Origin of the sequence: Algibacter mikhailovii (genome assembly GCF_014651495.1) — a bacterium.
Classification (GTDB): Bacteria; Bacteroidota; Bacteroidia; order Flavobacteriales; family Flavobacteriaceae; genus Algibacter_E; species Algibacter_E mikhailovii.
On the sequence record NZ_BMWZ01000004.1, the window covers coordinates 316,318 to 330,727 of the forward strand.

Sequence of the window (14,410 nt, forward strand, 5' to 3'; positions counted from 1 at the left end):
AGCCTGAGATGCTATTTAAAATCAACTTTTTTCAAAATCATTTAAGGTTTTCTGTTTTTTTTCGTCTACAATAAAAGAAAAAGCAAAAATATGAAACAGATTATCCCAATAGTAGCACTTGCCTTATTTTTCAGTTGTCAAAATACGGCACAATCTAAAAAAGAACAGCAAGCTGTTATTAATGCCATCCCAATTGAAGTGCCTATAGAAAATGGCAAAGCAAGGGCTTATTTTGCAAGCGGATGCTTCTGGTGTGTAGAAGCTATATATGAAAGTGTTAAAGGCGTTGAAGAGTCTATTTCAGGCTATTCTGGAGGATATACCAAAAATCCAACATATGGCGCAAGTAATACTGGAAAAACGGGGCACGCTGAAGCTGTAGAAATAATATACAACCCTAACATTGTAACTTTTGAGACTTTAGTGGATGTCTATTTTGCATCACAAAACGTTACGCAAGTTAACGGACAAGGCAATGATAGAGGTTCTCAATACCGTTCTATTATTTTTTACCAAAATGAAAAGCAAAAGAATCTTATTCTAGCAAAAAAGCTAGCGCTAGAAAAAAAGTTGAATGTAAAAATAGCCGCGGAAGTCTATCCATTTCAAAAATTTTGGATAGCTGAAGAATACCATCAAGATTACGAAAAACGAAATCCCAATAATAGCTATATTAGAAATGTTTCTATACCAAGATTAAATAGATTCAAGGCTAATTTTCCTAAGGAATTATTGAAAGACGATCATCATTAGGAAGGCCATTTTATACTATTTTACTTAATTTAAAAGAAAAACAGAAACCTTTTTTTAGTTCAGCTACTAATTATGCCCATAAATAGTAGCACTAGTTTTTAGTCTTTCAAATAGAAGCTATATATAAGTAACTTCAGACGGCATGCATATTAACAATAGAAAAACAGTAAACTATCTTGTAAAGAGCAATTCTCTATACTTGGTTAATGGCCAAATTTCATCATCAACCAGAAGCTCTAGATTGTCGCAATGATGTCTAATCTTATCAAATAAAGACTTGACATGTTTGCAATAAGCCTCAGCCTTTTTCTCTATATCCTCTATGTTATTGGCTTTTCTCCTCTCATCAATCATTTTCGTCACGTTCGCGTTAATACCCGCTATATGATTTGAAATCTCCTCAATCAAATTAACCTGCTCTTTGGATACATTATGATACTTTTCTTCAAAGATTTCCTTTAAACCTCTTACGTTTTCAATTAAGACATTTTGATATTTAACAGCCGTGGGTACAATATGATTTCTAGCAATATCACCAAGTACTCTACTTTCTATTTGAACATGTTTTATATAGACTTCAACCTCTATTTCATAGCGCGCCTCAGTTTCTATTTTACTCATTACGCCCATTTCTTCAAAAAGGCTTATACTTGCCTTTGAAACCCTTGCTTTCAAAGCTTGAGGCGTGGTATTATTATTACTAAGTCCACGTTTTTTAGCTTCGACTTCCCATGCTTCTCCATAACTATTTCCATCAAACAAAATGGACTTAGTTGATTTTATATACTCACGCAACACATTAAAAACAGCCTCATCTTTCTTTAAATCTTTCTTATTAATAAGCGCATCTACTTCTGTCTTAAAATCTTTTAGTTGTTTAGCCACAATGGTATTTAAAACCGTCATAGGATTTCCACAATTAGCCATAGAACCTACTGCTCTAAACTCAAATTTATTACCAGTAAACGCAAATGGCGAGGTCCTATTTCTATCCGTATTATCTAACAATACATCTGGGATTTTCCCAACCACATTTAATTTCAATTCTGTTTTTTCTTTTGGAGACAATTTCCCTTTGGTAACGCCCTCTAGCTCATCTAACACCTTAGATAATTGCTCTCCAATAAAAACCGACATAATTGCAGGGGGAGCTTCATTTGCACCTAATCTATGCTCATTACTTGCCGAAGCCACCGCAGCTCTTAATAAAGCTTCATGTTGATGAACTGCCTTTATGGTATTGATAAAAAAGGTTAAGAATTGTAAATTACTCATTGGTGTTTTCCCAGGCGCCAACAAATTAACCCCTGTATCTGTCGAAAGTGACCAGTTATTATGCTTACCTGAACCGTTTACACCCGCAAAGGGTTTTTCGTGTAGAAGGACTTTAAAATTATGCCTAGAAGCTACACGCCCCATAATATCCATGAGTAAAGAATTATGATCAACGGCTAAGTTAGCCTCTTCAAAAATAGGGGCTAACTCAAATTGATTTGGAGCCACTTCATTATGCCTTGTTTTCACAGGGATACCCAAAAGCATACATTCTTTTTCTAAATCACGCATAAAGTTTAGCGCTCTATTGGGTATAGAACCAAAATAATGATCATCCAATTGCTGTCCTTTTGCTGAAGAATGCCCTAACAAGGTACGCCCCGTTAATGTAATATCTGGACGACTAGAAGCCAACATTTTATCGATTAAAAAGTACTCCTGCTCCCAACCCAATGAAGAAGTCACCTTTTTAACATTTTTATCAAAATATCTGCATACTGCCGTAGCTGCATCGTCAACAGCATGCAAGGCCCTTAAAAGTGGCGTTTTATAATCTAGCGCTTCACCTGTATAAGCGACAAAAATAGTTGGTATGCATAAAGTAGTTTCGTAAATGAATGCGGGAGATGTAGGATCCCAAGCGGTATATCCTCTTGCTTCAAACGTGTTTCTTATTCCGCCACTTGGAAAACTAGAAGCGTCTGGTTCTTGCTGTACCAATTGCGTACCTCCAAATTTCTCAATAGACATACCACCACCTACGGTTTCAAAAAAAGCATCATGCTTTTCGGCCGTAGAACCAGTAAGTGGCTGAAACCAATGTGTGTAATGTGTAACACCCTTGGCCAATGCCCAATCTTTCATAGAAGACGCAACTTGATCGGCAATATTCCTATCTATTTTCTTACCAAATTGTACGGCATTCCTAACACCAACAAATGCATCCTTAGTTAAATATTGACGCATGGTATTTTCATTGAATACATTTCTTCCGAACAAATCTGAGCGCCTTTCATGCTCTTGAACATTCACAAATTTATAGGCTAACGATTCTTTTATAGCATGAAATCTTAATAAAGACATTTCTTAAAACGATTTAAAATTGAATTGTTAAACAAAAATAATCAGCATTACTAACAAAACCCTAAATCCTAAAAATTTCTTGTTAACAATTTTTCAGTATTTATATAAAATAATAGTCTTTTTTTAATATAAACCCTAAATTAATGGGGTATAAATAAAAATAAGTCGCCTATTTATTAAAATACCCCCATTAAATTTAAAGTGAAAACATAAAAATTTATATTTGTTACATTATTTTCAATATTTCAATTATAATATATTTATTATGGCAAAAATTAAATTAGAATACCTTTGGTTAGACGGGTATTACCCAACTCAAAATTTGAGAAGTAAAACAAAGGTAGAAGAGCATGAAAACTTTCAAGGAACGTTAGAAGAATTAGGAAACTGGTCTTTTGATGGTTCATCAACTAGACAAGCAGAAGGTGGATCTTCTGACTGTTTGTTAGTTCCTGTTGCAATCTACCCTGACCCAGATAGAATCAATGGTTATTTAGTAATGACTGAGGTTATGAATGCTGATGGTACGCCTCACGTTTCTAATGGTAGAGCGACTATTGATGATGATGATAATGATTTCTGGTTTGGTTTTGAGCAAGAGTATTTCATCATGGATACAGCTACACAATTGCCATTAGGTTTCCCTGTAGGAGGATATCCTGCACCACAAGGTATGTACTACTGTTCAGTAGGTGGTAAAAATACACACGGTAGAGATTTAGTTGAAGAGCATGCAGATTTATGTATTGATGCTGGCTTAAACTTTGAAGGTATTAACCAAGAAGTTGCCTCTGGACAATGGGAATTCCAATTGTTTGCAAAAGGCGCTAAAAAAGCTGGTGATGAAATCTGGATTGCAAGATATTTATTAGACCGTTTAACTGAAAAGTATGGTTACTATATTGATTACCATCCAAAACCATTAGGTAAAGACATGGATTGGAACGGTTCTGGTATGCACGCAAACTTCTCTAATAATACATTAAGAACTTGCGGATCTAAAGAAACTTATGAAGCCATTTGTGAGGCATTCCGCCCGGTAGTAAAAGAGCATATTGAAGTTTACGGTGAGTTTAACGACCAACGTTTAACTGGTGATCATGAAACTGCAGCTATTACAGATTTCTCTTATGGCGTTTCAGATAGAGGTGCATCGATCCGTATTCCAATTATTACTGTAGAGAAAGGTTGGAAAGGTTGGTTAGAAGACAGAAGACCTGCTTCTAATGGAGATCCATATAAAATTGCTGGACGTATTATTAAAACTGTTAAATCTGCTAAGATTTAATAATTACAGCAAAATATAGTTTTGTTCATAAAAAACGCTGGCATTCATTTGTTAGCGTTTTTTTTTATGAATTATTGTATTACGATACATAATCTGCATACGACTTCCTTTTCCGTTTTGAAGGAGTTTTATGAGGTTTAACGTTTTACTCGGTTTTTATCCTCGTGGTCTTCATACTTCTTTAGAATTTAAAAATAATTAGCATTACCTCACTTGACTATTTCCCTTAAATTTCGTATGTTTTACATACAAACATAAGTCATATGGGAAAAGGAGATAAAAAAACGAAGCGCGGAAAAATTAACCGAGGGACATTCGGTATTAGAAGACCTAGAATTAAAAAGAAACCTACTATTGAACAAAAACTAAACATTGGTAATAAAGCAGTACCAAAATAATTACAACTCTAAGATAAAACTTCTAATGATTAAGATTTTCACCTTCATAAGCGTGACAAATAAAAATAATGTATCTTTGCCGCTTGAAACTCAGAAAATGGGTTTAAATTCCTCAGAGAGAGGATGTGTTGCAAGAAGTTTAAGGTTAAGTATGTCGATTCGCTTCTCTATGTAACACTGCATAATATAATCGAATACTTAGTTCAAAAAAATGAGCACATTCCAAGATTTAGGTCTTAATGAAGATCTATTACAAGCAATTTCAGATTTAGGATTTACAAAACCTAGTGAAGTTCAAGAAAAAGCAATTCCAATTTTATTAGAATCTGAAACAGATTTAGTAGCCTTAGCCCAAACAGGTACAGGTAAAACAGCGGCTTTCGGCTTTCCGATGCTTGAAAAAATTGATGTAAATAGCAGAACCACACAAGGATTAATTTTATCACCCACACGCGAACTTTGTTTGCAAATTACCAACGAGATGAAATTGTATGGTAAATATTGCAAAGGTCTGAATGTAGTTGCTGTTTATGGCGGATCTAGCATTACGGATCAAGCACGTGATATTAAACGTGGAGCGCAAATTATTGTAGCTACTCCTGGACGTATGAAAGATATGATTAGCAGACGTCTAGTAGACATTTCTAAAATTCAATATTCGGTTTTAGACGAAGCTGATGAAATGCTGAACATGGGCTTTAAAGAAGATATCACCGATATTTTATCACACACACCTGATGATAAGAACACATGGTTGTTTTCTGCCACTATGCCTCGTGAGGTAGCTAGAATTGCAAAAAAATTCATGCATGACCCACAGGAGATAACAGTTGGTAATAAAAATGAAAGTTCCAGTAACGTATCACACGAATATTATTTAGTGAATGCACGAGACCGTTACCAAGCTTTAAAACGTCTTTCTGATGCCAATCCTGATATTTTTTCTGTGGTATTTTGTAGAACAAAACGGGACACACAAAAAGTAGCGGAACAACTTATAGAAGATGGTTACAGTGCAGGCGCATTACATGGCGATTTAAGTCAGAATCAGCGTGATTTAGTAATGAACTCATTCAGAAAAAAACAAATCCAAATGCTTGTAGCTACTGATGTGGCTGCTCGTGGAATTGATGTTGATGATATTACGCACGTTATAAATTACCAATTACCTGATGAAACTGAGACCTACACACACCGTTCTGGAAGAACTGGTAGAGCAGGAAAGACTGGGGTTTCTATGGTTATTGTTTCTAAAAGTGAAGTGCGAAAAATAAAAAGTATCGAACGTATTATTAATAAGGCTTTCGAGAAAAAAGATATTCCTGATGGTGCTGATATTTGTGAAGTACAACTCATGTCTCTAGCCAATAAAATTCATAACACAGAGATTAACCATGAAATTGACAAGCACTTATCAAGTATTAATACGCTTTTTGAAGACACGGATAAAGATGAATTAATTAAAAAATTCTTTTCTGTTGAGTTCACACGTTTCTATAACTACTATCAAAAAGCGAAAAACTTAAATATTTCAGATACTGGTAGCAGAGAAAGAGATGGCGGGCGTAATTATGGTGGAAAAAATGATTCTACACGTTATTTCATTAATGTTGGAGGAAAAGATGGTTTTGATTGGATGAAGTTGAAAGACTTCTTAAAAGAACAATTAGATTTAGGTAGAGATGACGTCTTTAAAGTTGAAACTAAAGATAGCTTCTCATTCTTTAATACTGAAAATGAATTAAAAGAAAAAGTACTCAGCTATTTCACTGATTTTAAATATGAGGGGCGTTTTGTAAACGTTGAAGTATCTGAAAATCGTGGTGGAGGAAGACGTAACGACAAACGCGGTGGCGGAAGACGCGATAATAATCATAGCGGTGGAAGACGTGAGCATAGAAAAGGAGCTTCTGGGAACCGAAGTGATCGCCGTCGTAGCGAAGGCGACTCAAAACCTAGACGATCAGACTCCGGATCTGGTAGTGGAAATATTTCTAGACCTAGACGTTCTAGAAGATAAAAAAAGTGACACTTTAATAATTCATTATTAAAGTGTCACTTGCTTTAAGCCTGTATAAAACATATTTGATTTTCAATAACCAAGGTTCAAAAACAGCTTTACGTCCATTAAAGTAAACGGCAAATTTGTTAATATTTAGACAAAATTAAATCGTGTAAAACTAATATTAGGGTTTTCTTTAGTACTTTTATCTCAAAATTGACGTTGACTATTTTCATGAAGCACTACCTCATCATAATTGCCTTATTATTTGTTACAGCTACTGGGTGGGCGCAAGAGACTGATAGAGTCAAAGGCGTTATTATAAATTCTTCAGATGATTCACCACTTGAGAGTGTTAACATTGTTAACCTTAATCAAGTTGTTGGTACTATTACCAATGACAAAGGAGAATTCTCAATTGCAGCAAAAGTTAATGACACGTTACACTTATCATACTTAGGTTTTAAATCTATCAAAGTAAGAGTAACCAATGACTGGTTAATGTTATTTGAGAGTGCAGAAATTAAATTAACAGAGTTGGCATTAGCACTGGAAGAAGTTGTTGTTAATCAACTGCGACTAACCGGTTATTTAGAAGTAGATATTAAGCAAGTACCTATTGTTAATGATAACTACCGTTATAGTATTTCTGGCATGGAAGGTACAGGTTATGAAGCAAGCAAAAAATCAGGATTAACTAATGTTATTGGTTCTATTTTTAATCCAGCCGACTTTTTACATCGCATGTTTGGTAAAAAACCAAATGAGATGAAAAAACTCAAAAAGATGAAAGAGGATGATGAAATTAGAAACCTGCTCGCCTCTAGATTTGACAGAGAAATGCTTATGGTTTTACTGCAAGTAGACCGTGTAGATTTAGATGAAATCGTAAATCAATGTGATTATTCTGCGGGCTTTATACAAACGGCCAACGATTTACAAATTCTGGATGCTATTAGTGAATGTTATGAAGAATATAAGCTATTAAGTAGAGGTAGAAGCAGAAAAATATAGTTTTCACTATTTCTGATAAAATCGTTCTACAATGTCATCATAGCTTTTAATGGTCTTTTTGCACCAGTCCAGACGTTTTTCATGTTTTTCATGGTCTGTTAACTGCCAATTTACATTTGATTGTCTTAGTCTAGTGGTTACGTGCTGTAGAATAATGGCCGCTGACACCGAAATATTTAAGCTTTCTGTAAAACCATACATAGGGATTTTCAAAAAACTATCAGCACGGGCTATGACCTCATCCGATAATCCTTTCGTTTCGCGTCCAAAGAAAAAACATGATTTTTTCGTCACATCAAAATCATGTAGTTCGCAATCATTAGTATGCGGTGTTGTAGCCACTATTTGATAACCGTTTTGCTTTAAATTCGTTATACACTCATTTACGTTGCTATAGCGGTTTAAGTCCACCCATTTTTGAGCACCCATAGCTATTTCTCTATCAATATGTTTTGAATTTTGTTCTTCCACAATATTCAATTCTTGTATTCCGAACACATCGCAGCTTCGCATCACCGCACTCGTATTATGAAGTTGATAAACATCCTCGGTAGCTACAGTAAAATGCTTGGTACGTCCAGATAAAACAGCTTCAAATCGTTCCAATCTGTGCGCCGTAAGATAATCTTCAAGGTGTTCTAGGAGTTTTAAATCAATCATAATAAATAGTAACGAATACACTTAGGAATCCCCCAATACTAATCTACAAATTTCATTAAACCAAAGTCGGTGGGTTCATGTACATTTTTAGAGAAATCTGCTATAGGAAATAGCGTTGAAGTTGATCTGCGTTCCCCATCAATATCATTCCTATCTTGTCTAAGTGCTAGAAAAGTCCAGAGGTTTCCCTTTTGAACAGGTACAACTTCTCCTAAAAACCCAAAAACTGATAATGGAATTTCCATCTCTAGGGTCCATCCCTGGTCTATATCGCTATTATCATTTATGGTACCTTTATACCTTACTTCAACATTAAAATCAGGGTTAAAGCTTTTTAAGCCTAGACTATTATTCTTATAAAAATTATTAAAATAAATAAAGTCGTTAGAAGCTTTGTACATATTTACCTCAAAACCAAAATGAGTATCTAAGGCATCAGGAACTGGAATTATAAATATTTCAGCACAGTCATCATTATAAGGCGCTCCATCACGATTTATTTCTCTTGCTGTCAAATACTTATCTTCAAACTCATAAAACACGTATATACTTTTTTCATCCCATAGCATTCTAAATTTACTACTTTGGTTATCGCTTGGCTTTTGAGACGCGTAAAGATTATCAAAAGATTGAACACTTGCTCTATTCCATGTGTTTTCATTCATTTCACCATCTATTACAATCGATTCATGTGCTCTAAAAACCTCATAAACAGAAACTTCTTTCTCTTGTGCCATAACACCATTTGAGAATAATAAAACGGCCGCGAATAAAAATGATAGTCTTTCCATAATTTCAAAAATACTAATAGTTTAATATTAAAGAAGTCTAATTTTTATAATACTTTTAGGTAATGTAAAAATCTAATCTATTAAACGCTAATAAAATTAATGAAACACATCGTCCTACTCACAGGCGCAGGGATGAGTGCCGAAAGTGGCATAAAAACTTTTAGAGATGCTGATGGCTTATGGGAAGGTCATGACGTTATGGAAGTTGCCACTCCTGAAGGTTTTGCCTCTAACCCAGCATTGGTATTAGATTTTTACAATCAACGCCGTAAACAACTCTTTGAAGTTGAACCAAACCAAGCACATTTTGATTTAGCTGCTTTAGAAAAAGATTACCAGGTTAGTATTATAACTCAAAATGTAGATGATTTGCATGAACGTGCAGGAAGTACAAACGTTATTCATTTGCATGGTGAATTATTAAAAGTACGTAGCACTGGAAACCACAATAAAATAAAAGAATGGAAAACAGATTTAGTCCTAGGAGACACATGTGAAGCAGGTTATCAACTAAGGCCCCACATAGTTTGGTTTGGCGAAGATGTACCTATGATAGAAAAAGCCGCTACAATATGCGAAACTGCTGATATCCTTGTTATTATAGGTACATCCATGCAGGTATATCCAGCTGCTAGCTTAATGCATAATATCACTAAAAACACGCCTATCTATTTTATAGATCCTAAGCCAAATATTGGGAGTAGTGATAATATAACGGTAATTAAATTACCAGCAACACAAGGTGTTACGCAACTGATATCCTTAATAAAGGCATAAATCCTGAAAACACGAAACTTATAATTCAAACGACCTTTAAAATCCTTTTTTTCTTCAATTTTAAGGCAGGACCTTCAATAAGTTTCCTTAGACCAATTACATAAAACAGCATTACAAAAACCCATAAAAACTTTATCCTATTTCCAATATAATACAACTTCCATAACATCTTGTTCAAATGAAACATAGTTATTTAACAAACAGGCTTCGATGCCACAACATTCAATCACTGATCTTAAAAATATTAATCGTTGAAACAAAAATTTTGGATAATTCAACAGTTAACCTTTTGATAAATTAAATCTTCTATTAACATGCATTGCTTATATCTAAAAAAAGAAAAAAATCAAAAGTTTCGAATCTTCTTCTAATTCAGATGTTCTGATTAAACTAGCAACAATTAGTTTTTAGTCTGACACCTTTTCCCTCCAATATACTGGAGTGCTCAGTCCATTATACGAACAACAAACATTTAAAATAATTTCTCAATATTTAACAGCCTTTACTAACAACTTTTTAGTTTTAATAAATTAAATAAAAAATTTTATTTTCTACACCCGAATAATCATTTATGCTATCACACAAAAATTATTCAATTATTTCCAAAATCGCTACATTCAAAAGAGGCGTATCTAACTCAGTATGTATTTGTCTAACTTGATTACCTTTTAAAACGATGAGTTGTAATTTATAATTTTCATGATTCTCAGGAACTTTAAATCTAATTTTTGAAGTTTTGGTAAGCTCTCTTAACGCTATTTCATTACCATATTTGTCGCATTTTATAAGCGTCCATTCATAAGTTAATCCATCCTCTTCGGTGCCAGGTTGCCAACCTCTTTCTTTAGTATAGGTCATGGCAATGTAAGTATAATGAAGATTATCATAAATTAAAATGGCAGGCTTCAAAATGCTTATCTCAGGAATATTAAACGTATCTTCATCTCCATTTTCTTGTGTGTACAGATAATGATAAGGTTCTTTTAAACGTCCTTTTCGATCTATAAGCCCATCAAAAGTTAATTTACCTACCTCATGCTTATCCTGCCAAGAGGCCATAAACACAGAAGATTCTTCTTTTAGGTTTAAATAATCATCAATATACTCCGTTGTTAAAGAACTGATGATGAAATTAATTTTATTCTTATTAAGATAATCTCTTACAACTTTAAAATACGCATCATCTTTAACAACCAAACCAAAGACATCTATATTACTGATTTGACTTCTTATCTTTTCAATATTATGAATTGTTTCAGTGTTTACTTCGATATCTACTACAACTGGTCTTTTAGTATCAATAGATTTAATATCATTCAACAAGTCCTTCAACCATTTAATGTATGCTGTGTTTTGATAAAGAATCTCAGGTTTATGAAAATATTCTTTTTGATTGTAAAGAATATCATTTTCAATATGCCATGAAATTATTTGATCGTTGTCTTCCAATCTTTTAATATCTTTTAGAATATGTTTAGACAAATTTTGCGTGACTAGAGTATCCTCTACAAACTTGGTATCTTCAGTAATCCAAAAACTATATGCTATTTTAAACCCATAGTCTTTACCTATTTGCATCACATTATAATCATAAATAGCGTTACCCTGATATTTTACGGTATTAAAACCAAGGGCCTTCATTTTTTCAAAATCAACAATAAGGTTCTTTCTGCTTAAAATATGGTAATCATTTTTCCAGTCATAACCTTTTTTTAGATTAACCCCTTCTAATTTTTCTAGACTAATAGCCTCATAACTCTTTTGTAAGCCGCCCTGATTTTTGCTATTAAAACTATTAAAAACGTAAGAAGGCACCTGCTTATCTTGGAATAACTTTTTAGTAGATTTCTCGGATGCCTCCGTCCAATTTAAATATTGAATAGGTAATTCTTGGTTGGGCAAGTTATCATCTACTTTACTATGAAAATAAATAATAGACTTTATTTCTTCATAATATGTTTGGATCATCTGTATTGTATGATCCATCCAATTTTCAGATGACATATTGGATAATGATCCCAATTCTGAAATAATTACCGGCGTTGCAGGCAATTTTTTTATCTCCTCATGAAAAGGTTGGTATAAAGATTCAAAACTACGATTCTTCTTATTTTCATTTAGTGTACCATAATTCAAAATATTAACGCCTATCCAATCTACATAATCTTTTCCAGGATAATAGGTGGCAACATTATCTGGTTGCCATGGGTTCCAAATCCAAATAACATTATCTGCATTTTGATTTTTAAAAATCTCATAAACGTGAATCCAAGCTTTTTTAAATTTAGCCTGGCCATCAAGGCCTGAGATGGACCAAGGATAGAACGGGTTGTCAAACTCATGAGCAAAACGTAAAAAAACAGGCCTATCCAATGCCTTTAATTTATTAGCAAAACTTTTTAGAAAATGATCAAAAAAACCTGTATTAATATAATCATAGACATGTTTATCTTCAAATGTAAGTTCATCATGAAAAGAATTTAACCAAGGCTCCCAAGTTATTACGGGTAATGATTTTTTTTGATATATAGAATCTATTAATTTTTGAGGAAAGTTTTTATCAATATCCTTGTTCCAAGACAGATACAAAGAAATTAAATCGAACCTAGAACTATTGATATGTCCATTTTTTTCCAAATCATTCAAATTAGTCAAGCCATTATCTTCTTTTGGAGCAAAAACACCAACATAATTAATAGGTGTTTTATTTTGAGTAGATGGAATAATGCCAGACCATTTTAAATGTTCACCATAATATAAAAATGCCATGGACAATAAAGTACCAAATATCACGAGTGCAAGAGACAATTTATTAAAAACTCTAAAGTTATAATTACTGATTTTTTTAGTGTATGCTATTTTATGTTCTTCTAAATTTAATTTAACAGTATTGGGTTTTTGGTAGGCAAATACTAGCGTGTAAAGCATAAAAAACACATTCAGAAGAGCAAAGCCTGACATAAAAATTGTAAAAGGAGTCAAATCAATAGATAGCCCATAAACTATTGCTACTAATGATACCATAGCAACCAAAATGTTCGGGATTAAAATTTTAAAACTGGTGGATTCCTTATCTTCTTTTGGCGTAGGTAAATAAGGCACTTTTTTTCTAAAAACGGTATAAACAGATCCTATTAAAAACACCCACCAAGTAGAGATTAAAAGCAATCCTCCTATGATATGAACGCCGCGTTCACTTTTATTAAGCACCCACTTTTGGACATACATTCGAATACTTACAATACAAATAAAAACCGGCATGTATATAAGTCCAAAATTAATAATGTTTCCTTTCCATGGTAAAGATGCGTTGAATAATGAAATAATTGGAATAAGAAAGCCTATGAGTAAAAAGAAGCCCGACAAATAACCCAAGGGAAGTATGCCATAATGTAGTTTTTGCCTCCACGTAAATTTCCTAAAAAGTTTTGGAAAAACACTTACAAAGAGTTCCAAAGTCCCTCTTGACCACTTTAATTGTTGCATATAATAAGATGTAAGTGTTGCTGGCACCAAGCCTTTGGTCAAAGTTTTAGGCACATAGACTGATTTCCAGCCTTTAGCATGCAATTGCATGGCGGTATGCATATCTTCTGAAAGACCTGGTGCATGTCCTCCAATGGAGTCCAGAGCTTCCCTTCTAAAAACACAATTTGCACCAATAGCATTAACAGTGCCATACGCATTCATACACATCATAATCGGGCCATAAAAATGAAACGTTTGCTCTGCAGCTCCGCGAGCAACGTAAGATTCATTAATATTATAATACCCCTGAACCGATTGTACAAACCCTATTTTATCATCCGAAAAATAAGGTATAACCTCATCTAACAAGTTGGGTTTTGGAACATGATCTGGATCTAATATAAGGCAAATTTCACCCTTAGCTTGTTTTAATGCGTTATTGATATTTCCAGCCTTAGCATTAATTCTATTGTCTCTTGTGACATGTATTATATCATGTTCCTTGCAAAACTTTTTTAGATATTCATCATCTGCCTCATCACATAAATATGTTGTATGCGGGTAACTCATTGCTTTAATAGCCAATAGTGTTTGAGTGGTCATCTCATAAGGTTCTCCAGGAAAATATGTTGTTAATACATCAACCGTTAACGCCTTAAAAGTTTCTGGCTTTTCTGGAATATTTATGTTCCAGTAGTGATACCATATGTATAGGACTCTTAAGGTATCAAATACCAAGACGATAACAACTCCATAAAAGAGAATTTTATCACCAACAAGTTGGGGTTTTAGAAACCAATAAAAAAAATTTATTGTACTAAGTAGACCTATAATTATAATAAGTCTCAGCTTGACAATTTCCTTTCTTGTAGGTTGTTTTACTTGATTCTGGTCAATCATA

The 14,410-nt window shown here is 33.6% G+C and carries 10 protein-coding genes; 6 read left to right on the plus strand and 4 right to left on the minus strand.

The features are described 5' to 3' along the window. Positions 1-90: 90 nt before the first annotated feature. A complete protein-coding gene (gene msrA / locus IE051_RS10165; RefSeq protein ID WP_189360667.1) occupies positions 91-753 on the plus strand; it encodes a peptide-methionine (S)-S-oxide reductase MsrA in 663 nt (220 codons plus the stop codon). 171 nt (positions 754-924) lie between these two features. Here msrA and IE051_RS10170 read toward each other — a convergent pair whose 3' ends face one another. Continuing rightward, positions 925-3,111 carry a glutamine synthetase III family protein gene (locus IE051_RS10170; protein ID WP_189360668.1) on the minus strand — a complete coding sequence of 729 codons (2,187 nt, stop codon included), beginning with the start codon at positions 3,109-3,111 and terminating at the stop codon, positions 925-927. Positions 3,112-3,376: 265 nt separating this feature from the next. Between IE051_RS10170 and IE051_RS10175 the strand changes: the two genes are divergently transcribed. The 4 genes from IE051_RS10175 to IE051_RS10190 all read left to right on the plus strand — a co-directional run bounded on the left by IE051_RS10175 (position 3,377) and on the right by IE051_RS10190 (position 7,813). Continuing rightward, positions 3,377-4,399, plus strand: a complete 1,023-nt coding sequence (locus IE051_RS10175; RefSeq protein WP_189360669.1) for a glutamine synthetase beta-grasp domain-containing protein — start codon at positions 3,377-3,379, stop codon at positions 4,397-4,399. Positions 4,400-4,662: 263 nt separating this feature from the next. Next, positions 4,663-4,797, plus strand: coding sequence for a 30S ribosomal protein THX (locus tag IE051_RS10180; protein ID WP_189360670.1), 135 nt, complete (start codon positions 4,663-4,665; stop codon positions 4,795-4,797). A gap of 211 nt (positions 4,798-5,008) precedes the next feature. Next, on the plus strand, positions 5,009-6,817 hold the full coding sequence (locus tag IE051_RS10185; protein ID WP_189360671.1) for a DEAD/DEAH box helicase: 1,809 nt from the start codon (positions 5,009-5,011) through the stop codon (positions 6,815-6,817). A gap of 216 nt (positions 6,818-7,033) precedes the next feature. After that, on the plus strand, positions 7,034-7,813 hold the full coding sequence (locus tag IE051_RS10190; RefSeq protein WP_189360672.1) for a carboxypeptidase-like regulatory domain-containing protein: 780 nt from the start codon (positions 7,034-7,036) through the stop codon (positions 7,811-7,813). Between the two features lie 6 nt (positions 7,814-7,819). Here the strand turns inward: IE051_RS10190 and IE051_RS10195 are convergent, their stop codons facing one another. Both IE051_RS10195 and IE051_RS10200 read right to left on the minus strand, forming a co-directional pair. Beyond that, on the minus strand, positions 7,820-8,473 hold the full coding sequence (locus tag IE051_RS10195; protein ID WP_189360673.1) for a TrmH family RNA methyltransferase: 654 nt from the start codon (positions 8,471-8,473) through the stop codon (positions 7,820-7,822). Positions 8,474-8,511: 38 nt separating this feature from the next. Further along, positions 8,512-9,264, minus strand: a complete 753-nt coding sequence (locus IE051_RS10200; RefSeq protein WP_189360674.1) for a carbohydrate-binding family 9-like protein — start codon at positions 9,262-9,264, stop codon at positions 8,512-8,514. A gap of 99 nt (positions 9,265-9,363) precedes the next feature. Here IE051_RS10200 and IE051_RS10205 point away from each other — a divergent pair, with 99 nt between their 5' ends. Then, positions 9,364-10,041, plus strand: a complete 678-nt coding sequence (locus IE051_RS10205) for an SIR2 family NAD-dependent protein deacylase (protein WP_189360675.1) — start codon at positions 9,364-9,366, stop codon at positions 10,039-10,041. A 588-nt stretch (positions 10,042-10,629) separates the two neighbouring features. Here the strand turns inward: IE051_RS10205 and IE051_RS10210 are convergent. Then, a complete protein-coding gene (locus IE051_RS10210) occupies positions 10,630-14,409 on the minus strand; it encodes a glycosyltransferase (protein ID WP_189360676.1) in 3,780 nt (1,259 codons plus the stop codon). Between the last annotated feature and the right edge of the window lies 1 nt (position 14,410).